Source organism: Luteolibacter sp. Populi, assembly GCF_040801775.1.
In the GTDB taxonomy this organism is placed as follows: domain Bacteria; phylum Verrucomicrobiota; class Verrucomicrobiia; order Verrucomicrobiales; family Akkermansiaceae; genus Haloferula.
The window spans coordinates 247,303-273,171 of sequence record NZ_CP161812.1 but is presented as its reverse complement, the minus strand read 5'-3'; the positions used below and the strand labels follow the sequence as shown (position 1 = coordinate 273,171).

At 63.3% G+C, this 25,869-nt stretch carries 29 protein-coding genes; 14 read left to right on the top strand and 15 right to left on the bottom strand.

What is annotated here, in order from left to right; genetic code table 11:
• Positions 1 to 346: 346 nt before the first annotated feature.
• The gene (locus ABWK72_RS01055; RefSeq protein ID WP_367872922.1) at positions 347 to 1,681 is read right to left on the bottom strand and encodes an IS4 family transposase; all 1,335 of its coding nucleotides are present in this window, start codon (positions 1,679 to 1,681) and stop codon (positions 347 to 349) included.
• A 213-nt stretch (positions 1,682 to 1,894) separates the two neighbouring features.
• On the bottom strand, positions 1,895 to 2,362 hold the full coding sequence (locus ABWK72_RS01050) for an SRPBCC family protein (protein ID WP_367872921.1): 468 nt from the start codon (positions 2,360 to 2,362) through the stop codon (positions 1,895 to 1,897).
• A 691-nt stretch (positions 2,363 to 3,053) separates the two neighbouring features.
• On the opposite strand from ABWK72_RS01050, the gene ABWK72_RS01045 reads away from it, so the two are divergent.
• From ABWK72_RS01045 to ABWK72_RS01035, 3 genes are read left to right on the top strand one after another with little or no spacing between them, the layout of a single operon-like run.
• Entirely contained in the window at positions 3,054 to 3,809 is a 756-nt protein-coding gene (locus ABWK72_RS01045) for a DUF2071 domain-containing protein (RefSeq protein ID WP_367872920.1), read from the top strand.
• Positions 3,806 to 4,561, top strand: coding sequence for a class I SAM-dependent methyltransferase (locus ABWK72_RS01040; RefSeq protein ID WP_367872919.1), 756 nt, complete (start codon positions 3,806 to 3,808; stop codon positions 4,559 to 4,561). Before ABWK72_RS01045 ends, ABWK72_RS01040 begins: the two co-directional genes overlap by 4 nt.
• The gene (locus ABWK72_RS01035; RefSeq protein ID WP_367872918.1) at positions 4,558 to 4,986 is read left to right on the top strand and encodes a hypothetical protein; all 429 of its coding nucleotides are present in this window, start codon (positions 4,558 to 4,560) and stop codon (positions 4,984 to 4,986) included. The genes ABWK72_RS01040 and ABWK72_RS01035 overlap by 4 nt, the downstream gene beginning before the upstream one ends.
• A 156-nt stretch (positions 4,987 to 5,142) precedes the next feature.
• Here the strand turns inward: ABWK72_RS01035 and ABWK72_RS01030 are convergent, their stop codons facing one another.
• The 4 genes from ABWK72_RS01030 to ABWK72_RS01015 all read right to left on the bottom strand — a co-directional run bounded on the left by ABWK72_RS01030 (position 5,143) and on the right by ABWK72_RS01015 (position 7,525).
• Positions 5,143 to 5,481: a DoxX-like family protein gene (locus tag ABWK72_RS01030; protein ID WP_367872917.1), complete on the bottom strand. Its 339-nt coding sequence runs from the start codon at positions 5,479 to 5,481 to the stop codon at positions 5,143 to 5,145.
• Between the two features lie 226 nt (positions 5,482 to 5,707).
• A complete protein-coding gene (locus ABWK72_RS01025; protein ID WP_367872916.1) occupies positions 5,708 to 6,049 on the bottom strand; it encodes a zinc ribbon domain-containing protein YjdM in 342 nt (113 codons plus the stop codon).
• Between the two features lie 50 nt (positions 6,050 to 6,099).
• The gene (locus tag ABWK72_RS01020; RefSeq protein WP_367872915.1) at positions 6,100 to 6,987 is read right to left on the bottom strand and encodes a tRNA1(Val) (adenine(37)-N6)-methyltransferase; all 888 of its coding nucleotides are present in this window, start codon (positions 6,985 to 6,987) and stop codon (positions 6,100 to 6,102) included.
• 49 nt (positions 6,988 to 7,036) lie between these two features.
• Positions 7,037 to 7,525 carry an LURP-one-related/scramblase family protein gene (locus tag ABWK72_RS01015; protein WP_367872914.1) on the bottom strand — a complete coding sequence of 163 codons (489 nt, stop codon included), beginning with the start codon at positions 7,523 to 7,525 and terminating at the stop codon, positions 7,037 to 7,039.
• Between the two features lie 129 nt (positions 7,526 to 7,654).
• On the opposite strand from ABWK72_RS01015, the gene ABWK72_RS01010 reads away from it, so the two are divergent.
• The 4 genes from ABWK72_RS01010 to ABWK72_RS00995 all read left to right on the top strand — a co-directional run bounded on the left by ABWK72_RS01010 (position 7,655) and on the right by ABWK72_RS00995 (position 10,713).
• Positions 7,655 to 8,122 (top strand): hypothetical protein, encoded by a 468-nt coding sequence (locus ABWK72_RS01010; RefSeq protein WP_367872913.1) that lies wholly within the window; start codon positions 7,655 to 7,657, stop codon positions 8,120 to 8,122.
• Complete coding sequence (locus ABWK72_RS01005; RefSeq protein ID WP_367872912.1) at positions 8,119 to 8,316, top strand: helix-turn-helix transcriptional regulator; 198 nt, start codon at positions 8,119 to 8,121, stop codon at positions 8,314 to 8,316. The genes ABWK72_RS01010 and ABWK72_RS01005 overlap by 4 nt, the downstream gene beginning before the upstream one ends.
• Before the next feature lie 153 nt (positions 8,317 to 8,469).
• Entirely contained in the window at positions 8,470 to 9,030 is a 561-nt protein-coding gene (locus ABWK72_RS01000) for a PEP-CTERM sorting domain-containing protein (RefSeq protein ID WP_367872911.1), read from the top strand.
• Positions 9,031 to 9,114: 84 nt separating this feature from the next.
• Positions 9,115 to 10,713 carry a glucan biosynthesis protein gene (locus ABWK72_RS00995; RefSeq protein WP_367872910.1) on the top strand — a complete coding sequence of 533 codons (1,599 nt, stop codon included), beginning with the start codon at positions 9,115 to 9,117 and terminating at the stop codon, positions 10,711 to 10,713.
• A 10-nt stretch (positions 10,714 to 10,723) separates the two neighbouring features.
• Here the strand turns inward: ABWK72_RS00995 and ABWK72_RS00990 are convergent, their stop codons facing one another.
• Positions 10,724 to 11,377, bottom strand: coding sequence for a lipocalin family protein (locus tag ABWK72_RS00990; RefSeq protein WP_367872909.1), 654 nt, complete (start codon positions 11,375 to 11,377; stop codon positions 10,724 to 10,726).
• A gap of 202 nt (positions 11,378 to 11,579) precedes the next feature.
• Between ABWK72_RS00990 and ABWK72_RS00985 the strand changes: the two genes are divergently transcribed.
• The gene (locus ABWK72_RS00985; RefSeq protein WP_367872908.1) at positions 11,580 to 13,445 is read left to right on the top strand and encodes a right-handed parallel beta-helix repeat-containing protein; all 1,866 of its coding nucleotides are present in this window, start codon (positions 11,580 to 11,582) and stop codon (positions 13,443 to 13,445) included.
• A gap of 69 nt (positions 13,446 to 13,514) precedes the next feature.
• On the opposite strand, the gene ABWK72_RS00980 is transcribed toward ABWK72_RS00985, so the two are convergent.
• On the bottom strand, positions 13,515 to 14,471 hold the full coding sequence (locus ABWK72_RS00980) for an IS110 family transposase (RefSeq protein WP_367871895.1): 957 nt from the start codon (positions 14,469 to 14,471) through the stop codon (positions 13,515 to 13,517).
• A gap of 445 nt (positions 14,472 to 14,916) precedes the next feature.
• Entirely contained in the window at positions 14,917 to 15,612 is a 696-nt protein-coding gene (locus ABWK72_RS00975; protein WP_367872907.1) for a pseudouridine synthase, read from the bottom strand.
• 143 nt (positions 15,613 to 15,755) lie between these two features.
• Between ABWK72_RS00975 and ABWK72_RS00970 the strand changes: the two genes are divergently transcribed.
• The 4 genes from ABWK72_RS00970 (at position 15,756) to ABWK72_RS00955 (ending at position 18,616) form a co-directional block, all read left to right on the top strand.
• Positions 15,756 to 16,892 carry a serine hydrolase domain-containing protein gene (locus ABWK72_RS00970; protein WP_367872906.1) on the top strand — a complete coding sequence of 379 codons (1,137 nt, stop codon included), beginning with the start codon at positions 15,756 to 15,758 and terminating at the stop codon, positions 16,890 to 16,892.
• A 12-nt stretch (positions 16,893 to 16,904) separates the two neighbouring features.
• Entirely contained in the window at positions 16,905 to 17,945 is a 1,041-nt protein-coding gene (locus tag ABWK72_RS00965) for a hypothetical protein (protein ID WP_367872905.1), read from the top strand.
• Between the two features lie 76 nt (positions 17,946 to 18,021).
• On the top strand, positions 18,022 to 18,225 hold the full coding sequence (locus ABWK72_RS00960; RefSeq protein ID WP_367872904.1) for a hypothetical protein: 204 nt from the start codon (positions 18,022 to 18,024) through the stop codon (positions 18,223 to 18,225).
• Complete coding sequence (locus ABWK72_RS00955) at positions 18,218 to 18,616, top strand: PIN domain-containing protein (protein WP_367872903.1); 399 nt, start codon at positions 18,218 to 18,220, stop codon at positions 18,614 to 18,616. Before ABWK72_RS00960 ends, ABWK72_RS00955 begins: the two co-directional genes overlap by 8 nt.
• A 23-nt stretch (positions 18,617 to 18,639) precedes the next feature.
• Here the strand turns inward: ABWK72_RS00955 and hisD are convergent, their stop codons facing one another.
• The 6 genes from hisD to ABWK72_RS00925 form a co-directional block, all read right to left on the bottom strand.
• Positions 18,640 to 19,920 carry a histidinol dehydrogenase gene (gene hisD / locus ABWK72_RS00950; RefSeq protein WP_367872902.1) on the bottom strand — a complete coding sequence of 427 codons (1,281 nt, stop codon included), beginning with the start codon at positions 19,918 to 19,920 and terminating at the stop codon, positions 18,640 to 18,642.
• 10 nt (positions 19,921 to 19,930) lie between these two features.
• Positions 19,931 to 20,506, bottom strand: a complete 576-nt coding sequence (locus tag ABWK72_RS00945; protein ID WP_367872901.1) for a DUF420 domain-containing protein — start codon at positions 20,504 to 20,506, stop codon at positions 19,931 to 19,933.
• Positions 20,503 to 21,279 (bottom strand): SCO family protein, encoded by a 777-nt coding sequence (locus ABWK72_RS00940; RefSeq protein WP_367872900.1) that lies wholly within the window; start codon positions 21,277 to 21,279, stop codon positions 20,503 to 20,505. The genes ABWK72_RS00945 and ABWK72_RS00940 overlap by 4 nt, the downstream gene beginning before the upstream one ends.
• Positions 21,276 to 22,040, bottom strand: coding sequence for an SCO family protein (locus ABWK72_RS00935; RefSeq protein ID WP_367872899.1), 765 nt, complete (start codon positions 22,038 to 22,040; stop codon positions 21,276 to 21,278). Before ABWK72_RS00935 ends, ABWK72_RS00940 begins: the two co-directional genes overlap by 4 nt.
• A 19-nt stretch (positions 22,041 to 22,059) precedes the next feature.
• The gene (gene cyoE, locus ABWK72_RS00930; protein ID WP_367872898.1) at positions 22,060 to 23,037 is read right to left on the bottom strand and encodes a heme o synthase; all 978 of its coding nucleotides are present in this window, start codon (positions 23,035 to 23,037) and stop codon (positions 22,060 to 22,062) included.
• Between the two features lie 70 nt (positions 23,038 to 23,107).
• A complete protein-coding gene (locus ABWK72_RS00925; RefSeq protein WP_367872897.1) occupies positions 23,108 to 23,482 on the bottom strand; it encodes a winged helix-turn-helix transcriptional regulator in 375 nt (124 codons plus the stop codon).
• A gap of 35 nt (positions 23,483 to 23,517) precedes the next feature.
• On the opposite strand from ABWK72_RS00925, the gene ABWK72_RS00920 reads away from it, so the two are divergent.
• Positions 23,518 to 24,312: an SDR family oxidoreductase gene (locus ABWK72_RS00920; RefSeq protein ID WP_367872896.1), complete on the top strand. Its 795-nt coding sequence runs from the start codon at positions 23,518 to 23,520 to the stop codon at positions 24,310 to 24,312.
• A gap of 319 nt (positions 24,313 to 24,631) precedes the next feature.
• Positions 24,632 to 25,678 (top strand): DUF6804 family protein, encoded by a 1,047-nt coding sequence (locus ABWK72_RS00915; protein WP_367872895.1) that lies wholly within the window; start codon positions 24,632 to 24,634, stop codon positions 25,676 to 25,678.
• The last annotated feature ends 191 nt before the right edge of the window (positions 25,679 to 25,869 follow it).

Sequence of the window (25,869 nt, the reverse complement as noted above, 5' to 3'; positions counted from 1 at the left end):
GACTGACGCACCTCCGTTTCGAAGCAATGGCCCTCCCTGTGACGGGCCATTGCTCTTCCCACGGTATGGTCCGCTGCAATATCTGCCACAGGACACTTCAATCTTGCCAAATTTCGCAATTCGCGCGCTGCCCGGCTTGTGCGGAGGACCAGCAGGACCGCCGCGCGGAGCACCTGGTGATCTTTCCCAGCGGGAAGTTCGCCTGCGCCGCCCACCCGGGCGATGCCGCGCACCGCTGGCCCGTCCCACCGGGAGTGATGGCGCGCCCGACCGGTGAAATGGAGCGGGCCTTTGGCCCTCCATTCCGTGATGCGGCCCTCGTCCTAGGCCTCGCGGCCCATACGCATCAACTTAAGGAGTTCAAGCCGTCCTCCCAGATTTCGTCGAGATTCCGGCGCTTCCTCCTTTTGTCGTAGCAGCACCGGCGGAGCAGCGTTCGCATGTGCTTCTCCCACGGCTTCGTGTACGGACCTTCCGGCCAGAGCGCGGCCAGCGTTTCACGCATCAAGGCTGCGATCTTCAGCAGGCTCAGCCGCGGGACTCCTTTTGTTGCAGGACTTAGCATCCGCCAGAGCCGCAGGTTGAGGACGATCTGCAGGAGTTGCGCCAACAGCAGCACTTCAAGATGGTGCGGGTTGGATGCGTGCGTAGTCAGCGCCCGCATGCACCCGTTGCCCTTGAGCGCCTTGAACACCAGTTCCACATGCCAGCGCAAACCGTAGAGCTTGTGCGGATCTTCCGGGCCGGCCATTTCGCGCGGGATGTTGGTCACAAACACCGTCCAGTCTGTGAGCGCAAACTTGAGGGCGCTGGGAGCTTTATTCCTGCGCTTGGCTTCCGCATGCAGCTTGCGGCGGCGCTCCGCGGCAACCTTTTCCGGCACCCGCACGGCCACCACGCGCGTGATGAAATCACGCTTGGCTCCTACCCGGATGGTCTTGTCAAAGACGGGACCGCTGGCACCGCGGAGGAATTCATCGAGCCCTATCGCCGGTTGGCCGTCCTCCTGTGGAATCTTCACCTCGGGCTTCAAGCGGCTCAGGTAGAAGACTCCCTTGGCGTCCATCTTCCCGAACAGCTCCGCCTTGTAGTATCCCATGTCGCGCAGGCAGAGGTCGCCGGGCTCCAGCCAGTCCAAGGTGTCCGCCGACGCGGCGGCGTCGGTGTGCGAGTAGGCAGCCGGTGTGGCAAAGAGGATGCGGCCGCTCTTGTAGTCGTAGGCGAACTGAAGCCGCAGCATGGCCTTGTCCTCCGTGGTGCTGGACACCGCCGGAAAGTGAGTGCACGCGGAATCATGGAAGCGGATCAGGGACCCGTCCTGGATGATAATGCGTTTGAAGAATGCAGCGGCTTGGGGCCCGGGCAAAGCTGGAGCAGTGAATGAGATGGCATGGTCGAGCATCTTGCGCATGAAGTCCACGGCGGGAGCACCGCAGCGCTTGAAGATGTTTTGCGGCGAACAAGGCACCGCATTCCCGTCTCCCGTGTGGAGGGCGATGGAAGCGAAGCTGGTCAGCGCATTTGCCGTGGCATGGAGGACCGCCTTGAGAAAGCCTTGCGGAGTGAGCTTGCGGGCCTTGCGCTTGAAGAAGCCCGAGGAGATGGCGGCTTGTTGGAGAAAGTCTGAATCGTTGAGAAAATCGATGCTGTTACGACATGGCAAAGAAGAGTCCTTGAGCATGTCGAGTCGCGGCGGGCGACTTGCGAAGTCAAGCGAAAACGCCAGACTTTACTCTATAATTTATTAAACATCAGCGATATGTGGCTTAGGTTAACGCGTATGAGCCTCGCGGCCTAGGCTGGTATAGGGCGCCTGGTATCGATGCGGCCGTTGGCCCCGCAGACGAGTTGCCGGAATGGGTAGGACCATTGGCACCGCGGGCGGTCCTGCTCTTTAGCCCTGATCGGGGATCTCGGGATCGACGAGTTGCGCCAGCAGTTGCAGCGAATCCTGCCAGCCCATGTAGCAGGCTTCGACCGGGATCATCGGCGGGATGCCTTCCTGGGTGATGTTCACTTCCGTGCCGCAGAACACTTCGCGCAACTCGACGGTGGTAATCATGGTGCCGGGGAGATTCGGGTCGTCGAACTTGTCGTCGTAGCGGAGGCGCTTGTTAGGCTCCATCTCGAGGAACTTGCCGCCGAAGGCATGGCTGCTGCCGGTGCTGAAGTTGGTGAAGGACATCTTGTAGGTGCCGCCGACCTTGGCGTCCATGTGGTGGACCTTGCCGGTGAAGCCGTGTGGCGGCAGCCACTTGGCCATGGCATCGGGATCGATGAAGGCGCGGTAAACCCGGTCCGGCTTGGCGCGGAGCACACGGTGAAAGCGGACGGTTCCGGTGGTGGTGGTGGCGGTGGTCATGATCGTTTGGTGTTTCAGGTGTTTCAGGTGTTTCATCATTCCGACGAACGGGGGCGCGGCGTCAGGACATCTTATTTCAAATGCCTCCGCGGATGGGATGGGGACGATACCAAATCACGTTCCCGCCCGCGTGCATCCCGAAAACCTCTTGGCAATCCGCACCCCCTCTGAGACGGGGATTCCCGATCTGAGGTCGGCAAGCCCGGCCGTGCTTGTCGGCTCAAGGATTCACCGGCAAGTTTCCGGAACGAAAGCCGCGCGGCGGACGTGGAATGCGGCAGCCCGCTGCCGTGAAGCACGCGGGGTGGCGTTTCTCGGTCAAGGTCCGCGGTCCGGGATTGCCCGCGCCCCCGCTGCAGCGCCCCTCGCAGCAGGCTCTGCCCCGCAGAAGCGACCGTAGCAGCGCTATCGATCGCGTGGTGGGAGTGGAGAGCGCCGTCGCTTGGCTGCGTGCCTTGCCGTGTCGCGGGCAGCTGGGACCATTCTGCGGGCCGGTGGCTCCGCGCTCCCAGGGGAAGAGCCGTCCGTGACGCATCACGGAAGCGTGGGTAACGGGCGGAGCCGCGGTTATCGAATCCTTCAAGGCATCGGGCTTTAGTGTTGCTTCCGCGAGCCGATCGCCGCGATTGATTTTCATCCCGACTCTATCAAGGATTCACAGAGCAAAGCGAGATTCGCCGCAGCCCATCCGATGAACTATCTCAAGCGCCACCCCTTCCCCGTCGTGGCGAGGTTCGACCGGGTGGTGGCGGTGTCCTTCGCGTTTCCCCAGGAGGTCTTGCGGCCGCTGGTGCCGGAGGGGCTGGAGATCGATGGCTACGAGGGTCTGGGCTTCGTGACGGTGGCGCTGGTGTGGACGCGCCAGCTCCGCCCGGCGGGTTTTCCCGCATTCCTCGGGCAGGACTTCTTCCTCGCGGGCTACCGGGTTTTCACGCGGCTGCGGGATGAGTCCGGCCGGCGTCTGCGCGGACTGAAGATCATCGGCAGCGAGACGGACCAACGGCGGATGGTGACGCTTGGCAACCTCATGACGGGCTACAACTACCGGCAGGTGAAGGTGGCCATTGAAACGAACGGCACGGCGACCCGTATCCACACGACCCGCCCTGATGGCAGCACCACGCTCGATCTAACATTCGACGACTGCGGCGGCGAGATCGGCTTGCCCGCGGGCTCGCCCTTTCCGGATTGGCGGACGGCGCGACGCTTCGCGGGTCCGATGCCTTTCACCTTCAGCCCGGAGGCGGACGGTTCCTTCGTGGTGATCGAAGGCAGCCGGGCGGACTGGACGCCGCGGCCTGTGGTATTGAAGGAGTGGCAGGTATCGATCTTCGATGAGCCGCCGTTGAAGGGCGTCACTCCCCTGCCCGCGAATGCCTTTGCGGTGAATGACATCGATTACCGCTGGAGCCGCGGGCGGATTGTCAGAGCTTCCAAGCCCGGATGAAAGCGCGCGGCACATGGCAGGGAATGCTTACGGTGTTCCGCTTCAATTGGCCGCTCTACCTGGCGGCGGGCGTGGTGCTGCTGGCGGCACTGGCGGGCATCTTTCTCTTGAGCATGCCGTGGCTGAAGCTCAGCTGTGCGGCCATGGCGGCGGGTGCGGCTTACTTCATCTTCGTCTCGCTCGGCGTCTCGCATCTGGTCTATGACCGCTCCGATCTCTACCGCTGGAATTGGTTCCAGCGGGCCCTGCCAGGCATGAGGCCGCAGCGGATCGTCGTCTGTCATTCGGGTTTCGATGAGGTGTCGGAGGCGCTCAAGGAGCAGCTCGTTCCCGGCGATTGCGTGGTGCTGGACCACTATGATCCGGCGCTTCTAACAGAGCCTTCCATTCACAAGGCGCGGCGGCTCTTCCCGCCGACCCCGGGCACCTTGGATGCGCCCTTCGACCGATGGCCGGTGGAAGCGGGCTCCGCGGATGCGATTTTCGGCCTGCTGGCGATTCACGAATTCCGCAGCGTGGAGGAGCGCGCACGATGGTTCGCGGAGGCCCGGCGCTGCCTCAAGCCGGGCGGGCGGATCGTCATCGCCGAGCACCTGCGCGACCCCGCGAACTTCCTCGCCTTCGGTCCCGGCTTCCTGCACTTCCACTCCGCGGCGAATTGGCGGCGCTGCTGGGAGATGGCCGGGCTGCGCGCGGCGGATGAGTTTCCCGTCACACCCTGGATCCGCTTCTTCGTGATTGTTGCGCCATGACCGATCTCCTTGCACTGCTGCTCCGCATCGCCGGCGGCGGGCTCATCCTGCTGGCCCTCCTGCACATCCCGATCGGCAAGCGACTCGGCTGGAGCGAGGACTGCAAGCGGCTCACGCCGGTCAATGAATCGGTCTTCCACGTCCATACTTTCTTCATCTGCCTGGTGCTGGTGATGATGGGGCTGCCTTGCCTGATCCAACCGGCGATTTTTCTAACACCCACTCCGGCCGGGGCATGGATTGCGTGGTCTTTCTCGGCCTTCTGGGCAGTGCGGCTCTACTTCCAGTGGTTCGTTTACAAGGCGGACCTGTGGCGCGGCAAGCGGATGGAAACGGCGGTGCACTGGTGGTTCACCTTCATCTGGATCGCGCTGAGCGGGGTCTTCGCGGCTTGTGGCGCGGTGCAGGCGGGGTGGCTTCAGTGAAATGTTCCCGATAGTCGCGACGCTGCAACGGGCAGCACGTAGGGAATCGCGACACGTGAATGAAGGGTGTATCAACAGTGCCCGGTGCTTCACGGCAGCAGGCTGCCTGCCCACAGCGGCAGCAGGCTGCACGCAGTCCACGGCCGCTACGCGGCATCAGCGGAGGCCACCTCTCGGTGAATCCCGCGTGGCGCTATACCAGCCGAGTGCGAGGAATCCGGCATTGAGCGCCACCATTCCCGGCGCGGAGATGAGGAGGTCCGGCGCGCGGGAAATCTCCAGGGCATTCATCGCCACGATGGCCAGGGTCTGGACCGCGGCACAGCTCCGCGGGAAGCGGTGCGAGAAGACCCACAGGCCTAACAGAATCTCAAGTATCCCCACACCGGCCGTCGCCGCAGCCGCCAGATCCTCGCCCAGGACGCGGGCCACGATCATGCGGTGCCGCGGGATGCCGCCGAGCAGCTTGCTATAGAGGCCATGGAAGACCCACACGGACCCGATCAAAATCCGCAGGGCGAGGTGGAACTGGCGTTGGCGGGCGGGAGTGATGGGGACCAGAGGGACGATGATCAGGCTGGGGAATTGGGTATCGGGAGGGACGTCAGGGTGGTGCGGATGGGGCGGGCCTGTGGCCCTTCGGAATTGGGCGGGCGTGGGTCCTGGGCCTCGCGGCCCAGGCTGGTATGGGACGGGCCTGTGGCCCTTCGGAAACCTGGCCCTATCCTCCCACCTTCTTCACGAAGCAGGCCTTCAGGCCGATCGCGAGGCCGTCCATCTTGCAGGAGATCTCGTGGTCACCCTCGACCAGACGGATGGCGTTGGATTTCGTGCCGATCTTGAGGGTCTGGGAGGAGCCCTTGAGTTTGAGGTCCTTGATCATGGCGACGATATCGCCATTCGCGAGGATGTGGCCGAAGGCGTCCTTGACGACGCGTTCGCCGGCGGGAAGGTCCGTCTGTTCTTCCTTCGGCCACTCATGACCGCAGGTGACGCACTCGTAGTGATCGGAGTGGGTCAGGATTTCGGACGAATCGCAGATGGGGCAGACAAGAGCGCTCATGGGAGGATGATAAGACTCCACGCGGTGCCATCTTGCAATGCATTCCTAACTCAGTGGCCGCCGTGCGCCGCGCCATCGGGGAAGCCGAAGCCACGCCGGACTGCCGCCATCGCGACGGTGAGCCTGCCGCTTTCTTCGCGGACGATGAAGGGCTCTTCGATCTCCATGTCTCCGTCGATCTCCTCGCGGTGGCGGCAGGCGAAGAGGGAGAAGAGCGGCGGCAAGGTCTCGCGGGGGATGACGTCGCGCAGCTTCACGGTGGCCAGGCCTGCGGCAGCGATGCCATCGAGCGCGCGCTGCTTTTGCGGATAGGGAAAGCATAGCACGAACCACCCGCCGGGAGCGAGGTGCTTCACGGCGGCCCTGGCATAGTCCGAGACATCGCCGCGCAGCTCGAAACGGGCGTGGGCTTTTTGGGAATCCTGAGGCACGATCCCGGCACTCGCGGGGAAGTAGGGCGGGCTGCCGGTGACCAGGAGGAAGGTCCGGTTAAGCGCCAGTTCGCGCAGGTCGCCCAAGGAGCAGTCTACGCGGTGGCGAATGTCGTTGGCGTCGATGTTCGCTTGCAGGAGCCGGTAGCTGATCTCCTGGGCTTCGACACAGGTTAGTCGCGCGGCCGGCCCCATGCCCCACAGGGTCAGCAGTCCCACGGTCCCGATGCCGGTGCCGAGATCGAGATGTTCGGTGACCGGTGGCGAGATCTGCAAGGCATACCAGGCGGTGAGGACATCATCGGCGGAGTGGCGGTGGCCCTTCTTGCGCTGGGCGATCAGCCAGCCTGCTTCGCCGCCGGCGTCGTCCCGGCAGGGTTCGCGATCGATGAGGCCATCGGGCCCGGTAAGGGCGTCGAGGGTGATGCGTTCGCCGAATTCCTGCTCCAGGCGCTGGCGTTCGGCCTGCCAGCGGGCGGCGGTTTCTGCGGAGGATGGCGGGAGCATCGGCGGGCGGGTATCTTCCGCATCCCGGCAGGCCTCGGAAAGCCCGAATTCAGTGCTTCTTCGCGTCGTGGCAGACGAGGTCGATCACCACGGCCGTAGCCAGTAGCAGCACCGGGTCCTCACCATCGGCGATCTCGATGCCGTAGCTGTCGGTGAAGCTGAACCAGCGCTTGCTGACCTGGGCGGCGACAGCGCCGCCGCGCTGGATCTCGTATTCGTGATCGAAGAAATCGCCCTTGGCCTCAAAGTCATCGTCGCCGGGGCCATCGACGTTGAATTTGCAGTGGAAGAAGGTAAAATGCTCCTTGGCGATCTCGGCGACGCCCTGACCGGGACGGTGAATCTCGTACTTCGGCCCCCAAGAGAGGAGCCGCTGGGAAATGAAGGCCACCTCGTTCCCCGCCATGTCGCGGATCGAGAGCTTGTCGCCGAAGGAAAACACCCGGCCGTCCACGATGAAGCGATCAATCTCCCGATCGTCGCGGATCACGAAGTCATCGCCGAGGCTCCAGAATTTCTGTTTGAGAACGAAGCGCATGTTCCGATGTTAGGGGAAGCGACGCGCAGGTCGATTGGAAGTGCGGGCATCATTCGTAACGGGCGCTGACCCGCGCAGCTCTGTAAAGTGCCCTTGACACATGACAAGGATGCTTTACACATGGGATGCATGATGAGTTACAAACCGAATGTTCCAAATGAGATCTGCCCCGGGAAGGAAGGCTACTCCTGGCAGACCGACCGCCGCGTGAATAGCTGGCTCTTCCTCGCCGTCCTGATCTCGGCTGCAAGCGGCTTCTTCTTCCCCGGCCAGGTCCGCGAGCTGCCTGTGGCATGGCGGACGATGATCGCCCTCTCCCCCTTCCTGATCCTCCCCTTGTGGGCAGGTAGCGTGGTGCGCTGGGTGCGCGGCATGGATGAACTGCACCGGCGGATCACGACCGCGGCCGTTCTCTTCGCGGTGAGCGCCTGCTTCTTTTTCGTCCTGCTCTGGCACCGTCTGGAGGTCGCCGGCTTCTTCGAAGCCTTGGTTCCCGGGAGGAATGGCTGGGATATCGGCACCATCGGTCACATCTCCTTGTTGTTCGTCCTCTTCTACGGACTCGGCTACTCCATTTTCAACCGCCGCTACCAGTGAAGAACCGGTTGCGGGAATTGCGGACGGCCAAAGAGTGGTCGCAGTCCGACTTGGCAGAAATACTTGGCGTCTCGCGGCAAACCGTGAACGCAATCGAAACGGGAAAATACCACCCGAGCCTGCCACTGGCCTTCAAGGTCGCGCGGCTGTTCGGCAGGGCCATCGAGCAGATCTTCGAGGATCAGGAGGAATAGGGCGGGGCGCCGGGGTAGCGGAGCCTGTGGCAGCCCTGCCATGCCCGATCGAATACCCGCCATTTCCACAAACTGCTAGACAAAACCAGGCGGTCTTCTTTCCCTCCGGCACCAATGTTCACCTCATCCGGATTTCAACACCCGATTGCACTGATGCGCAGCCTTCTCTTCTGCCTTTTCCTTGCCTGCTTCCTCGGAGCCAAGAGTTCCGCCGCAGTGGTTCTCATCATCGATATCACCAATCTCTCGCAGGTGAAGTTCACCGCGACATCGGCGTTTGCCCAGAACGCGGAGGCCGACACCGACATGCTTGATGGGATCGTGCTGGTCGACATCTTCAGCAAGAACCCGGGATCGAACACTCCGGAGGAGGTTACCAGTTCGAACCTTCGGTCGCCCGGAGCCTCGGTGTCGTTCCGGGAGTTTTACGACGGTGGCTATGCGGGAGGCACGCTGAACCTCAACTTCGCCGGAACGAATTTATCCACCCACGAGTTCAGTCCGACGGAGGCCGCGTTCACGGGATCGGCTGTGGCGGATTTCTCCGGAGCCGTGGCGGGTTCGCTCATAGCGGGGACAAGCGGCGACATCTGGGCAGGCTCCGCGCTGGATGGCCGGGTTGTGATCGGGCAGTTTCAGATTATTCCCGAGCCGGGATCAGCGATGCTGGGGCTCGCGGGGATTGGGATGATGGTACTGCGTCGCCGGCGTTGACCGGGTGGCGGCGGCACCGGATTGACCCGGCTGATCCTTGCATCCGGGGCCGGCGGCTGTCAGAACTGCCCTGCCCGTTTTCCCATGATCTTCCGTCGTCCAACTCTCACTGCCGCGCTTCTGGCCGGTGCCGTGTCCGCCGCCCCGCTTTCCGCGGAGCCGTTCTCCTTCGACACGCTCTGCGAGAAGGCCCGCGGGCTCGCCGCCAAGCCCTTCGTCCCCCAAGGGGCGAAGCTCGCCGACTTCTGGGCAAACCTGAGCTACGACCAGCACCGGGACATCCGCTTCAAGATGGAGTCCGGCTTGTGGTGGGACCAAGGACCTTTCTCGATCGACCTCTTCCACCCCGGCTGGACCGCGAAGAAGACCGTCACCCTCCACGAGGTGAAGGCTGGCGACGAAAAGCCGCTGAAGTTCGACACCTCGCTCTTCGACTACGGCAAGAACAAGATCCCGGCCGGCACCCCGCCGCCTCCGGGCTACGCAGGCTGGCGCGCGCGCACTCACCTGAACTCCGAGAAGTACATGGACGAGTTCCTGGTCTTTCTCGGCGCGAGTTACTTCCGGTCGATCCCTAAGGATGCACCCTACGGGCTCTCGGCGCGCGGGCTCTCGATCAACAGCGGCCTGCCCGGCGTGGCGGAGGAGTTTCCCGATTTCAGCGAATTCTATCTGGAGCGTCCCGCGAAGGACGCGAAGTCGCTGACCGCGACGGCGCTGTTAGAAGGTGAGAGCGTGGCGGGTGCCTACAAGTTCACCGTCACCCCCGGGCCGGAGACGGTGATGGACGTGGAGGCCGAGTTGACGCTGCGCCGCCCGGTCCAGCAGCTCGGGCTCGCGCCCTTCTCCAGCATGTTCTGGTTCGGCGAGAACACCCATCCGCGGCCCTACGATTTCCGCCCCGAGGTCCACGATAGCGATGGCTTCCTGATGGAGCTCGGCAGCGGCAACCTGCACTATCGCCCGCTGGAGCATACCAAGGATCAATTCCGCCACTGTGTCTTCACCATGGACAAGCCGCGCTCCTGGGCGCTGGTCCAGCGCGACCGCTCCTTCTCGTCCTATCAGGATGTCGAGGCCGGCTATCACAACCGCCCCACGGTGAAGGTCGAGCCGGTGTCCGGCTTCGATACCGGCAAGCTGCACCTCATCGAGATGCCGACCATCGATGAGACGAACGACAACGTCATCCTGGTCTGGGAACCGAGCCCCGCGCCGGTGGTCGGCAAGCCCTTCCGCTTCCACTACCGCCTGAAGTGGGTGCGCGACCTGCCGCCCTCCGGGCTCTTCGCGGTGCGCGCCACGCGGGCGGGGAATCCGGTGCAAAAGCCGGACGAGGTGCTGGTCAGCATCGACTTCGCCAAGCCGCTGGCGCCGGAAAAGAAGGTCGGCGATCCGAAGTGGGATGACGCGAGCAAGTTCAAGCCGGTGGTCACTGTCAACCAGGCCGGGGTGAAGCTCCTGCACGTGGGCCTGACCGACATGAGCATGCCGAACGTCGACGACTTGCCGGCGGGGATCGGCCGCAGCGACCAGCTTCACATGCCGCAGGTGCTGCGCGCCTTCTTCGTGCTAGACCCGGCGAAGGAGGTCAACGACATCGACATGACCTGCGAGCTGCAGGACGAAACCGGCAAGGTCGTTTCCGAGCGCTGGGTGTATCTGTGGAAGAGGACGCACTGAGGCAGCCGCCTCAAGATTTCTTCGTTGTTGCGGGCTTCTCTCCTACCGCGGCCTTCTTTCGTGGAGCGGATTTACTTCCGACGGCAGGCTTCAAGACCCGTCCCCGGCTTTCGATCTTCGTATGCCCGTCGATAAGAAGATCGGACATATCAAAACCCTGCGCCGTGGCCGTCGCCTTCATCGCCTCGAAATCCTTGGCCGCGATCTTCGGAGAGCGCGAGAGGAACCACAAGCTGCGCCGGTCCGGCGTCCCGACGACCGCGCGGCGGTAGTCCGGGCTGACGTCGATGATCCAGTAGTTCCCTTCCGGCGGCACCGGAAGCGCCTTGGTATACCAGTTATTCGGGAAGCTCACCTTCAGCCGGTTGGCCTTCGCATCCACGGGCTTCGCGACGCCCTCGATATCCCGGGTCGATCCGTCCGCGCGGATGCACGTGTTCACCACGCGGATCGTGCCGTCTTTCTTCCTCGAGTATTCCGTGGTGGCGGAGACGCAGCCGCTCTGGAACCACTTGGGATAGCGGGCCAGCTCATACCATTTGCCCGTGTAGCGGTTCACATCGACCTTCGCCGCCGTCTTCAACGGCTTGGCAGCGGCGGGCGGGCGGCCGGTGGTGCAAGAGGCAAGCAGTAGGACGGTGAGAGCAACGAGGGGGTACTTCATTCCTGCACTCTAAAATTGAAAATGGCGGGAGGCCAACCGATTTCCGATGCCCCGGCCGGGGAGTCAGGACGAAGGCTTGTCTGGCCACTTCCCCCGTTAGCCGATAGCGTGCCGCCCGATGATCCTGCGCCCCGCCGTCTTTGCAAAGGCCTGTGTGATAACCTTGCTATCAGCAGCTTACATCCATGCCGCAGAACGTCACGTGAGCCCCGCCGGACTCGATGCGAATCCCGGAACCGCTGAACTCCCCTGGCGAACCATCCAGAGGGCGGCCAGCACCGCCGTTGCGGGCGATGTGGTGAACATCCACGCCGGGAGTTATGCGGAGCGTGTGACTTTGGTCAATCGGGACGGCACCGCATTGCTACCGATCGTCTTTCGGAAAGCGCCGGAGGACGCAGGACCCGTGATCATTTCGCAGACCGGCGTCACCCCCCCGAATGGATTGAGCGCCGTCTTCAAGATCGAGAACTGCGACCACATCATCCTGCAGAATCTCGAAATCGCGGACTACAAGACCAGTGGCAGCGCGACCCAGCAGCGTGCCCAGTTGCCCGCCGGGATCTATATCAGCGGCGGCGGCGACGGCATCCAGATCCGCAGCTGCAAGGTCCATGATATCTGGCAGAGCAGCACCACGCTGAACAATTACGAGGCCAACGCATTCGGTATCGCGGCCTATGGCGATGCCGCCCCACCCATCGACCATCTCGTGATCGACGGCTGCGAAGTTTACGGCCTGCGGACCGGTGCCAGCGAGTCGGTGGTGCTGAACGGCAACGTCACGAACTTCGCGGTCACCCACAACACGGTGCGCGATTGCAACAACATCGGCATCGACTTCATCGGCTTCGAATCTTCCAACGCGAACCCGGCCCTCGACCAGGCGCGCAACGGCGTCTGCACCGGGAACACGGTCTATCGCATCGATTCCAAATTCAACCCGGTGTACGGCGGAAACTTCACTACCGGCGGCAGCAACGACACCCGCAGCGCGCCGGGTCTCTATGTCGATGGCGGCAGGGATATCCTGATCGAGCGCAATCACGTCTTCGATTGCAACTACGCCCTCTCCGCAGGCAGCGAGCACAAGAACAAGGTCGTGAGCAACGTCACCGTGCGAAACAACCTCTTCCATCACTGCCATGTCGGCGGCATCGTGATCGGCGGCTCGGGCACTAACAATGGCGGCGTGACGACCTCATCCTTCACTCACAACACTCTCTACGAAAACGATACGGTGGAGCAGGGCGGAGGGCAGTTCTCGATCCAGAATTATGTGAGCGGCGTCACGATCCGGCACAACCTGATGGTGGCGACAGCGGCCTTCGCCCAATTCATTCTCAAGGGCAACACCACCGGCAGCCTCCCCACCGGAGCGATCGATTGGAATCTCTACAAGACGGCTGCGGGCAGCGACATCGAGTTCATCTGGAACAATGCGGCGAAGTCGACCTTCGCGACTTGGCAGACTGCTTCGGGGGACGCGCATTCCACCCTCATCACCGCGCCGCTCGCGCTGGTGAATGCCGCGCCGACGCTGGCCTCGCCCGCAACCGAGTACGCGCTCACCGCAAGTTCGCCGGCAAAGGATGCGGGAAATGCGGGCTTCACGCCCGCAGTGGGAGAGAAGGATTACTTCGGCCAAAGCCGCGTCGCCGGTGGCCGGGTGGACATCGGCGCGGACGAATATCTCGCGCCGCTCCAGTCCTGGCGGGATCTCCATTTTTCCCTGCCGGATGGAGGAACGGGAGCGGCCTCCACGGATGATCCCGATCACGATGGCGCGAACAACCTGATCGAATACTCGCAGGGCATGAACCCGACCTTGGCCGATGCCGTCATGCTGCCTGCCGCCGTGGCGAATGCGGGGGTCCTCCGCTTTACCTATCGCAAGGCTGCCGCGGAAATCACCTACGCGGTTGATGCCAGCGGGGATCTAACAGACTGGTCCCCTGCCCTTCCCCCCGAGCAGAGCGGGAGCGGGTCTTTCTTCCGGGAGTTCCCCGTGGTGACGGGTGGGCAACAATTCGTCCGCTTGCGGGTGACTTCTCCTCAAGCTTGGTGATTGCGCCCACATCTTCCTGCGCCGCATCACGGACGGCTCTGACGCTGGGAGCGCGGAGCAGCGGTGTCATCAGGCAAGTGAAAATTGTGGATCGGCGATCATCCGGTTGAGAACCGAGAGCATTTTGCGCATGACCGCCACCATGGCGACCTTGGGCAATTTCCCCCTGGCGGTCAGGCGTTGGTAGAGCGCCGGGAGGATGGTATTGTGGGTGGATGCGGTGACCGCCGCCATGTAGAGCACGTCGCGCACGACGGCGCGCCCGCCGCGGATCCGGCGCTTGCCGCGGTGTTTGCCGCTGTCGCAGGGATGCGGTGCGACGCCCACCAGCGAGGCGAGGGTCTTGTCGCCGAGCAGGCCGAGTTCGGGCAAGTAGGCCAGCAGGGTGGCGGCCAGCACCGGGCCGACCCCGCACAGCTGGCGCAGGCGCTTGGCCTTGGCACCCAGGGCGGGCTCGGCCTTGAGGTGCGCGGCGATGTCCTTGTTGACCTGGCGCAGCGCGGCCTTCAACGCGGCGAGCTGGGCCTGGAGGCCCTCGCGCAGGTAGCCCTGCGCGACATCGAGTTGCGAGGAGGTGGCGACGCGCCGGTCGCTGATGAGGCGGCGGTAGTCGAGCATCTCGCGCAGGCGCACGGCGGCGGGATCGGCCGGCAGTTCGAGGGGCGGGCGGATCTTGTCGCCGTAGCGGGCGAGGAGTTGCGCGTCGATGCTGTCGGTCTTGGCGAGCAGGCCTTCGGCGAGGGCGAAGTGGCGGACCCTGCCGGGTGGCACGACGCAGACGCCGGTGCCGGCTGCCAGCAGCGCGGCCACGGCGGGGCGCTCGTAGCCGCCGCTGGCCTCGCAGATCACGCGCGGGTTCTGCAGGCCCTGGAGGCGTTTGATGAAAGCGGCGTGGCCCTTGGGGGTGTTGTCGTCGGCCCGCGGCTTGCCGCCGGGGACGAAGGAATCGAGGCGGGCCTTGGAAACATCCAGGCCGACGAAGGTGACGGAGGGGTCGGTCATCTCTTTCTTGCAATGCGAGTTCATGGTGACTCAATCAGCGGTTCGAGGTTTGACCGGGAACGGAACCGGGGACCCATGCTCCGCGACGGGATCGAGGTCCCTTGCCACAGGCGGCGGTCTCTCCGGTTCCGCCGCGTGCGGGGCTGCCACCCCGCACGCGTCCCGGTGTGGGTAATAACCCACCATGCGTGCCGCCATCAGGCAACCCGCCGCGGGTGCTTTCCTCCGACGAGCTTCCTACGGGCCCATTCTCGGAAAGCACCCGCGGCTGGCCGTTGTTTTGGACGGCGGTGCAACATACAAGCCACCGGCCCGCAGAATGGTCCACACCGCTCCGAGTGCAGGAAAGGCATGCTGCAAGGCGACGCCGCTATCCAAACGCACCGCGTGAATTGACCGGCCACAAGGGCTTGTTCTGCGGGCCGGTGGCTCCGCGCTCCCAGCGGTAGAGCCGTCCGTCCTAGACATGCTACGCCGTCTCCAGCGCCAGCTCTGGAAAGCAGCGGCAGAAATCCTCATCCGGCGGGGCTTCGATCCGCAGCATAACCCCACTGTAAGGATGCGCCAGCTCCAGCGACTTCGCCTGCAGCAGCATCCGCGTGCCGGTCCCCAGCGCCTCTCCCACCTCATTGCAACGGTCCGCACCGGCATAGCGGTAGTCACCCACGATCGGGTGACCGGCAAGATCGAGATGGCGGCGGATCTGATGAAATCGGCCGGTGTGTGGCCGTGCTTCCAGCAGCGACAATTTCAACGAAGGCATCCCGACAAAGCTTCCCTTCGCGGCGTGGAGCAAGCGCTCGAATTCCGTTTCCGCATTCACCAGCGGCTCCTCCGGAGCCTTCCGCAGCGGGGTGTCGCAGCGCCATCCCAAGGACGCCTCGCCCTCCACCACCGCCAGATAGGTCTTCTTCACCCGGCGCTGCTCGAAGGTCTGCTGGATGATCGCGCAGGTCGCCTTGTCCCGGGCGAAGAGCAGCACGCCGGAAGTCGGCCGGTCGAGCCGGTGCACCACCTGGACCTCCTGGCCCAGCTCGTCGCGCACCCGCTTCATCGCGATCCACTCCGGCCCTTCCGCCTCACGCCCCGGATGCACGATCATCCCGGCCGGCTTGTCGATCGCGACCAGATGCTCGTCCAGATACAGAAAGCGGAGCGGCGGCATTGCAGGGACGAAATGCCCGTCAAGCACCCTCCGAGTCAATCTTTCCCGCTTGGCGGAATTGCCGCCCCGCTTGGCTAACCCATGCGAATTTGTATGATAGGTCCTCCCGACACGGATCGTTGAAAGCGAAACCCCGCGCTCCCATGCAAATCATTAGTCGCCGTAGCTGTTTACAAAGAATTGCCCTGACTCTTTCCGCTACCGCCGCCCTGCCGCGGAGCCTCCACGCCGCGGAAGAGCCGGTTCGTCCGGAGAAGGGCGAGCGCGAAGCCATCGCCACCATTGCGAAGGATTTCATGGAGAAATACAAGGTGCCCGGCCTCTCGGTGGCCTTCGCCCACCGCGAGCTGCCCGCTTACAGCGCCGGCTTCGGCATGGCCGATGAAGACGCGAGGGAGGCCATGGCACCGGTCCACCGCTTCCGCATCGCCAGCGTGGCCAAGCCGATCACCTCGGTGGCGATCCACAGCTTGATCGAGCAGGGCAAGCTCAAGGCCGACGACAAGGTGCTCGGGGAAGGCGGCATCCTGGCGAAGGAGTATGGCAAGAAGATCACCCCGGATGTGGCGGACATAACCATCCATCACCTGCTCACCCACACCTGCGGCGGCTGGGGCAACAACAAGGACGACCCGATGTTCGAGCACCCGGAACTCGACCATCACGACCTGATCTTGCGGACGCTCAAGGACCACAAACTGGAGCACGCTCCGGGAACCAATTACTCCTACTCGAACTTCGGCTACTGCCTGCTCGGTCGCGTGATCGAGAAGCTCACCGGCAAGCCCTACGCCGAGTCCCTTGAGAAGGGCATCCTGGCCAAGGCAGGCATCAAGGACATGAAGATCGCCGGGAATACCCTGGAAGACCGGATCGAGAACGAGGTCGTCTACTATGGCCGCGGTGGCGAGAACCCGTACGGCATGAACGTGCGGCGGATGGATTCCCACGGCGGCTGGCTGGCCAGTCCCTCCGATCTGGTGAAATTCCTCATCCACACCGCGGACTCCGGACCGACCAATCTGCTGAAGGAGGATACCGTGAAGGCGATGGTCGCCGCCGGCCCGCCGAATCCCGGCTACGCCAGCGGCTGGAGCGTAAATGCAGTGCCGAACCGCTGGCACGGGGGCAGCTTGCCGGGCACCTCGACCATCGCGGTGCGCACCGCCAGCGGCATGTGCTGGGCCGGCTTCACCAATGCCCGCGGCGAAGGCATCCATGGTGCGATCGACAAGCTGATGTGGGACATGGCCAAGGCCGTGCCCGCGTGGAAGGCATGATTTTCCCGATCTATGGATTACCGCACCCTGCTCGCCACCCTCGTCTGCCTTTCAATCGCCGGCGCGGCTCCTGAAACCTACAAGGACGCCAAGCCGCAGCGCTACGACCTGAAGGCCCGCGCCAGCGCCATCGACCCGGCGGCTAAGGAGCATCCCGAAATCTCCTTCGTCTTCGGCGATGCCGCCAAGCCACAGGACCAGGAGCGTGCCTGCGTCGATACCCGCGTGCCGGATCAAGGCAAGCTGGTGATCTGGCTGATGGGCCACAACCAGGGACTCTTCGAACACGTCTCCGGCTACGGGCTGCACGCGATCCAAGTCCACTACGCCAATGGCTGGTTCTCGAAGCTCTACTCCGGCAAGCCGCCGGAGGACGATCTCTTCCTCTCGAAGATCCGCCTCGAAGCCGCCACCGGGGAGGACTCGAGCAAGGAAGTCGCGATCCCGAAGCCGGACAGCATCATGGGCCGCTCGCTGGAATTCGTGAAGTGGCTCGACAAGGAGAACCCGCAGGGCCGCTGGCAGCAATTCCTCACCAAGGACGGCAAGGACCTGCAATGGGACAAGGTCATCCTCGCCGGCATCTCCCACGGCTCGACCACCGCCGCCCGCATGGCGAAGCAGGTGAAGGTGGACCGCGTGGTGATGTTCTCCGGTCCGCGCGACCAATACGAAGCCTGGCAAGCCCTGCCCTCCGCGACCCCCGCCAACCGCTACTTCGGCTTCACCCACGTGCTCGATGACGGCTGGAGCGGCGACCACTACTGCCGCTCCTGGCAGATGCTGAAGCTCCAGGACTACGGCCCGGTGGTGAACGTGGAGAACACTCCCTTCCCCTACGGCAACAGCCGCCGCCTCGTCACCGATGCCGACGTGAAGAAGGACCCGAAGCGCGCCCACGGAGCCGTCGTCCCTGGCGGGTCAGCACCGAAGGATGGCGCGGGGAAATACAGCCACGAGGAAGTCTGGAAGTATCTCTTCACCCACCCGGTTGAGGAGACGGGCAAAGCGGTTCCGGCGGATCCGGATTGCCGGATGGATCAGAGGAAGTAGCGAAAGCCTGTTGCCTGGGGGGGCGAGCGTTTCTTGCCTTTCTCCGAGAAGAGCATAGTCTCGGGATGTGAGCATCATGGAATCCATTGTGCAGGATCTGCGGGAACTGAGTCCCAAGCAGCTTGTGGATGTAGCCAGCTACGTCCGCCGCATGAACCCGGTGGCAGCAGCAACTCGTGAGGAGGTGCTCCGGGAGACGCATGGGTATTTGGACGAGCAGGAAGGTGTCGTTTTTGAAAACGCTTTGGCAGGATCGAGACGTGTGAATTCAGATGCCTGATCCCTCAAAAGGCATCCTGCTCGACTCCAGCGTGATCATCGCGCATTTCAGGGGAAAACTGGATCTCTTCTCTCTGGTCCCTCCCGGAGTATCTCTATTCATGCCGCTCGCGGTGCTGGGAGAGTTGCGGAAAGGCGCGATCAAAAGCGGCGCACCGGAACGGCACCACAAGAAGATCGATGGCCTCTTGAAAGTGGTCGCCGTGGCCCTTCCTGATGATGCCACCGCGGAGATCTATGCGCAGGCCGCGGCCAGGCTTGAGCAAGCGGGCACGCCGATTCCGGAGAACGACATCTGGATCGCCGCCGCAGGGCTGGAACTCGATTTGCCATTGGCCACCCGGGATGGCCACTTCGAAAGGGTTGAAGGGCTGACTGTCCTTCGTTGGTAGGCACACGGCGTGAGCGGACTCCCCTACTCCACCCGGATCGCCGTCGATCTGCCGTGGGCATCCAGCCCCTCGATCCGTGCGAACTCCTGCACCACCGCCAGCGATTTCCGCACCGCCTTCTTGTCCATCTTCACGATGCTGGTCCGGCGCTGGAATTGGTCCGCCCGCAGGCCTGAGAAGGAGCGCCCGCTGCCGCCTGTCGGCAGCGTGTGGCTCGGCCCGGCGAGGAAATCCCCCACCGCGACCGGCGAGTCATTGCCGAGGTAGATCGCCCCGGCGGTGCGGATCTTCGGCAGCCACTTCTTCTCCTCCGCGCAGATCAGCGATACGTGCTCGGCAGCGAAGGCGTTCGAGATGTCCACGGCTTCGGCCATGCTTTTCACTTGGAGAATGAAGGTGCCCTGCTTGAGCACTTCCTTGATATACTTTGCGCGGGTCAGGTTCTGGAGCTGTTGATCCAAGGCTTTCACGACCTTGCCGATAAGGGCCTTCGAGTCGGTCACGAAGCCGATCAAGCTATCACCGCCGTGCTCCGCCTGGGCGAGCATGTCGGCAGCGATGTAGTCGGCGTTCCCCGTCTTGTCCGCGATGATCAGAATCTCGCTGGGACCGGGCAGAAGATCGATCGAGACCGCCCCGAAGAGCTGGCGTTTCGCCTCCACCACGAAGCGGTTGCCGGGGCCGAAAAGCCGGTCCACCGGGCGCACCGATTTCGTCCCGAGCGACATCGCGGCAATCGCCTGCGCGCCACCGATCTTGAGGATCTCGGTCACGCCCGCAGCCTTCAGGGCATACAAAAGCTCCGGATTGACGGTGCCGTCCGGTCCGCAGGGCGTCGCCGCCAGGATCTCCGGAACCCCGGCCGCCCGGGCGAAGCCGGCGGTCATCAGCGCGGTCGAGACCAGCGGGGCCTTGCCGCCGGGGACGTAGATGCCCACGCGGTCGAAAGGTTGGAAGCGCTCCCCCACCCTCGCGCCCTCGGCATTGATCATCGACCAATCCTTGCGCAGCCCGCGCTTCGCGAAGGCGGTGATATTCCGCAGGCTCGCCGCCACCGCCTTGCGGGTGGCGGGGGCGACCTTCACCGCGGCCAGCTCCTCCGGCGTGAGGAAGAGCTGCTTTTCCTTCAGCTCCACGTTGTCGAAGCGCTTGGCATAGGCCACGAGCGCCTTGTCCCCCTGCGCCGCCACCGCCGCGATGATCTCCGCCACCAGATCGCGCACGTCATGCGTCGGCAGCGCGCGGCGGTTCAGGCGCTTGACGAAGGACTCGTAGTCGGCGTCGCGGAAGCTGAGGATCTTCATCGGAAGTACGTCACGTATAGTAGGGCTTGAGCATCAAATAGCAGACCGGACCGGTCACCGCGACATAAAGCCACATCGGGAACACCCACGTGGCCAAACGCCGGTGCGCGGCGAAGCGGTTCGTCCACGCGGAAATGAACGTGAAAAGGATGAACGGCAGGCTGATCCCGGCGAGGCAGATGTGGGTGATGAGCAGGAAGAAATACGCGCCGCGCATGGCACCGGTCCCGCCATATCGCGTTTCCTCGGTGGTGAAGTGGTAGGCGACGTAGCAGAGCAGGAAGGCCACCGAGAGGCCCATCGCCGCGAAGATCGCATTCCGGTGCAGGGTGATCTTGCCCTGCTTCACCGCCACGATGGCAACGACCAGCGCCACCGCCACCAGTCCGTTCAGAACGGCATGCACCGGCGGCAGGAAGGCAAAGGACCAGCCCTCCGGCAGCGGGATCCGTAGTTCCGGGCGACGCATCAAGCCCACCAGGCCGAGCACGACCGCGGTGAGTATCCACGCGACGATCCCCAGCTTCTTCGACAGGGCCTCTTGCGGCGGCCGTGACAGCCACTCCTTCTTATCGCCGGTCATCATTCGGAGTCCCCAGCCACGGGCGCAGAGGCTTCATCCTGATCCATGTCGTGCATCCCGGCGGTCTCGTTCTTCTCCAATTCCTCCGTCAGGCGGTCCATCAGTTGTTTCTTCAACTGGTCATAGAGATGCGGGTCGCGCTTGCGGCCCTCAGCGGAATCCGCGTCGTAGAGCGGCCACTTGCCGATCACGTTCCACTCGCGGTCCACCAAGGTGAGGCCCATGTCGTGGGCGTAGCGGCCGTTCGCATCCCGATCCGTCGGATCGGTGCGCTCGCGGATGCTGAAAAACTTCAGCGCCTTCTCCAGATACTCATGCGTCTCCTGCTGGTTCGGATGGCTCATGAACCACCAGTCCGAAGCATCGGCACCGAGATTCTTGCCATACTCCTGCAGCCGCTCGAGCGTGTCGGTCTCGGGGTCTACCGAGATGCACACGATCTGGAAATCGGGATGATCCTTGAAGGTCTCGTAGATCGAGCGCAGCTCCTTGCCATTGCGGACCGCGCAATGCGGGCACACGGCGAAGAACTCGGAGACCAGCCAGACCTTGCCCTTCAGGTCGGACAGCTTGACCGACTCCCCGGCTTGGTTCACGCCACTGAAATCCTTCGCGATCGGGAAGAACTTCTCCTCCTTCACCCCTCCGGAATCGACGAAGTTCGGCACCGGCTGATCGGGCACCTGGCTCCCGAGATAGATCATGCCGCCTACGAAGGCAGCGGAAATGATCGCGACGCTGCTGTAGATCAGCGCGATTTTGCCCCGGTCGTTCATTGCTTGGTTACGGGTTGCGCCAGCACGTGATCGATCACGTTCACCAGCAGGTTCTCGAGATCGCGGGAGACGCGTTCCTTGTCACCGTCCGTGGGGTGCTTCTCGCCCCATTTGGCGGCAGCTTCAAAATCGAATTTCGCATCGGACCGCGAGCGCGCGCTCATCTTCACGGTGCCCTTGCGGATGTGGCGGTCGCGATCGATCACGACCAAGGTGCCGTCGTAGTCCCACTTGCCATCCTTGCGGTAGGGAATGGTCTCCATCTTCAGGGTGTTCTTCAGGAACTTGTGGACGCTTTCCTCCCGCGCGGCCGCCAGCCACCATTGGGGCAGCGTGGCACCGAGATCCTTGGCATACTCCGCCAGCTTCTTCGGCGGCTCGTTCTCCGGATCGATGGTCAGGCAGACGATGTGGAAGTCCTTGCGATCGGCATAGCGCTGCGACAGGCGCTCCAGCACGCCGCGTGTGTGTGCCCAGCGTTCCGGCTCGCTGAAGAGCACCGGCGCGATGACGAAGACCTCGCCTTCCATGCTGGCGAAATCGCCCTCGCTCTCGTCCTGCCGCCAGACCTTGAAATTCTTCTCGATGCGGCCCTTGAACGAGGGTGTCTCGACATCCGCCTGGCGCTCGGAGAGCTTCAGGTAGGCGATGTAGACGCCGACGCCGCTGATGACCATCAGGGTGGTCAGAATCAACGCCGTCATCCGCAGCTTGCGGGGATCGCGCACGGCAGGTTCGAGCTTCTCGGCAGGTGTCCTCATGAAGGCGGCGGAAACTAGACTAGGCCCACGCGATGGCAAGCAATCCAAGTTCCAAGGGCAGGTAGAGCAGCGTGAAAAAGAACAATTGGCGGAAGGAAGTCCGCAAGCCGTCGCGCATGAAACGGCCCCCCAGCGCCGCCATCATCAGCCCGGCCAGCACTCCGCCGCCGAGGGCCAGATCGCCCTTCCAGCCCGGTGTCCAGCCTGCCAGCCATGGCCACAGCGGCAGGGCCGCCAGCCCGAGCGCGAAAAGCGCGGCGAGCAAGCCGCTGCGCCGCCCGCTGACATCGCCATCCGACCACATCCTGTAGCCAGCGGTCTCGTATTCCTCGCGGCAGAGCCAATTGATCGCCACGAAATGGGGAAGCTGCCAGAGGAAGAGCAGCGCGAAAAGGAACCACGCCGGGCCATCCAGCGGCCCGCCCGCTGCGGTCCAGCCGATCATCGGGGGGATCGCCCCGGGGATCGCCCCCACCAGCGTGTTCGTGCTGCTGAAGCGCTTCAGCGGCGTGTAGATGAAAACGTAGATCGCCACTGTCGCCGCCGCCAGCCAGGCTGGCACGGTGCCGACCTTGGCCGCGAGGTGGATGATTCCCGCCGCGGACAAGACCCAGCCGATCGCAAAGGCGACAAAGGGATCCATCCGCCGCGAGGGCAGCGGGCGGTTCGCGGTGCGCTTCATCCGCGCGTCCAGATCCACCTCCATCACCTGATTGAAGGCCGCCGACCCGAAAGCCGCCGCCGCGGTGCCGAGGATCGTATTCATCACCAGCAGCCAATCGAAGGAGCGCCCGCCGGATCGTGCGGCGAGCAGATAGCCGAAAAACGTCGTGATCAGCACGAAGACGTTCAGCCGCATCTTCGTAAGCACCAGCAAGTCCCGACGCAGGCCGGGATCCGCTTCGGGAGCGATCTCAGCAGGCTCCGGCGCTGCCACGGCGGGACGCTCCACCGGGGCGGGTGGCAGCGGGGCTTCGGCGGGCAGGTCGTCGTTCATGCTGGGACGGCGGAAAGAGAACGCCGAACGCACGGCAAGGCACGGAAAATATGGTACGGCGTCGGGATGCTCAATCGGATGCCGGCCGCAGTTCGCACCACTTGAGCAGGGCATCCAGCGCCGGGCACAGCGATTGCCCCCACTCCGTGAGGCAGTATTCCACCCGTGGCGGCACCTCCGGATAGGCCGTGCGGCGCACGATCCCGTCCCGCTCTAGCTGCCGGAGCTGTTGCGCCAGCATCTTCTGGGTAACGGCCGGGATCGCGCGTTCCAGCTCGGAGAAGCGCAGCACCTTCCCACCGAAGAGATGGAAAAGAATCATCAGTTTCCAACGCCCCTCCAGCATCCGCAATGCTTCCATCAATCCCTCGGCGGCGCTCACGGGAGTGTAGGCCGGTCGCTGACCCGCGGGTGGGTTACTTACTTTTTTGTGGGTTCTTGCCATTTGGTAAGCTCCGGGGCAGTCTGGGAGACGTCGTTATGAAAAGCTACAAAATCGATCCGGAAGAATTTCAGAACAAGCGGGTGCTGGTCACCGGCGGCACCCAGGGAGCGGGCGAGGCCATCGTCCGCCGCCTCGCCGCAGGCGGTGCCCGGGTTGCCACCACCTCACGCTCGCAGCCTGCCAAGGACCTGCCAGTGAAGCTCCATGTGCAGGCGGACCTAGCCACTCCCGAGGGCGTGGAGAAGTGCGCGGCCGAGGTCCTCTCCGCATTCGGCGGCCTCGACCTGCTGGTCCACAATGTCGGAGGCTCGTCCACACCGGGCGGCGGTTTCCAAGCGGCCACCGAAGAGTTTTGGCAGCAGGAGCTGAACCTCAATCTCCTTGCAGCGGTGAGACTGGATCGCGCGCTGGTTCCGCGCATGCTGGAAGAGGGTTCCGGCGTCATCGTTCACATCTCCTCTATCCAGCGCCACCTGCCCTTGCACGACTCCACGACCGCCTATGCCGCCGCCAAGGCAGCACTCTCCGCGTACAGCAAGGCCCTGTCCAAGGAACTCGGACCGCAGGGCCTGCGCGTGCTCAGCATCGCCCCCGGCTGGATCTACACCAGCGCTGCCGAGCGCATGGTCAAGCGCCTCGCCGAAACCTCCGGGACCGACGAGGCCGCCGCCCGCCAAGGCATCCTCGACTCCCTCGGCGGCATCCCGATCGGCCGCCCCGCCTATCCCGAAGAGATCGCCGAACTCGTCGCCTTCCTTTCCTCGGATCGCGCCGCCTCCATCCACGGCACCGAATACGTTATCGACGGCGGCACCATCCCCACCGTTTGACCCGCTATCTCGCCAAGGATACTCGTCCCATAGCCTCGTGGAGATTTGTGAGGCAATGCGTCATTTCAAACCGAAGTGGCAGGCTACAACTTTTGGGCAAGGGGCGGTAGCAGAGAACCGGTGTAGCTGCCGGCTGGATACCAACTCGCGGAGGGAACGGCGCGACAGCCACTTACGCTCTTGCCACGGGGATCAATGATTGCTCGATTGAGGTCTCCGCTTCCCCAGTCAAAACAAGCCACGAAGCCTCCTGGGGAGGCCGGAGCGACCATCCCGACAAGGGAGAACTTCGAATGGATCGACAACCGCTTGGACTGACATGAGCTACCGCGTAAGCAAAGATGCCTTGGTGCCGATGTTGGCCCAATGTCTGGTGAGGCACGGTAGCATGGCGGCAATTCTTGAGCACATTGAGCAGCTTGGCAGAACTGGGAAAGATGCGACGGTCTGCGCCGAATTCATATGCACAAACGAGATATCGAAATATGGTGACCGCCAGGAGATGATCGACGCGGCAATGGCACTTGCCGCTGAGGCCGGAAAGGCCGCCACGGCGGGAGGCAGCACAGTGGCTGCCACGGCACAACTGCAGCGTCATGAAGCCCCGACAAACCCCACACGCGATCGATGGCTGTTAGCTGCCGCAGCGTGGTGTGCCGTCCTTGTCTTTGCGAGCTTTGATTCAGGCTGGAGATACCAACTCTCGCAATGGAGCCTCACACTGGCCGCCATTGGATTTGCCGCGAGCTTCTGGGGTGAAGGTGTCAGGCACTGGATCATACCGTTGGTTGCGGTAGCCGTATTGTTCAACCCTCTCGCCCCCATCTCCTTCCACCGCGATGAATGGCGGATCGTCGATGGCGTTGCCGCCGGGATCTTCCTTGTCTATATCAGGAGCTTTCGGCGAAGCAAGGCCGCGGTGGTGGGCTTGACCATATTTCCTCTGATTTCCTTGGGAGGAATCAAGGCTTGGAGTGCTTACGAGGCACACTGTCGGGAAGAGTGGATCCGTGAGGAAAAAGAGGCCAGGCAGTCGAAGCGAGAGACGCTTGAAAAATATTGGAAAGCCACGGCTGAGCGTGAATTGGATTGGGCGATTCTGGATTGGAAGAGCTTCGCGAACGGAACTCCTATAAAGACCGGTTACGGAAGAACCGAAGATGAGACTATCGAAGTGAGACTTGTTGGGCGATATCTCAAGCTCTACAAGGGATCGGACATCGGAAATTATGACGATCACGTCAAGGTCCGTCGAGAAGCAGCCGAGTCTCGGTTCGGAGGAGCGGGCTTGGAGAGCGATCGCGCTTTTTTTTCGGAGATGAGGAAGGAGGCGGTAGCTCGAAACGCAGATTATCCAACCCGATAGGCGGAAGAAAGGACCAGGTGCAGCCATCGCCCGCCGCTCGAATGCGGGGATGAAGAGCCCCGGTCAAAGCATTCTCGACCTTCTGAAAAAAGCTCTCTGTCGATTCGCGCATCGCCTCAGCGAATTTCACGGAGAACCCCCGAAAAAGAAAGCCTCCCGGTCACCCGGGAGGCCTTTGGAAAAACAGCGAC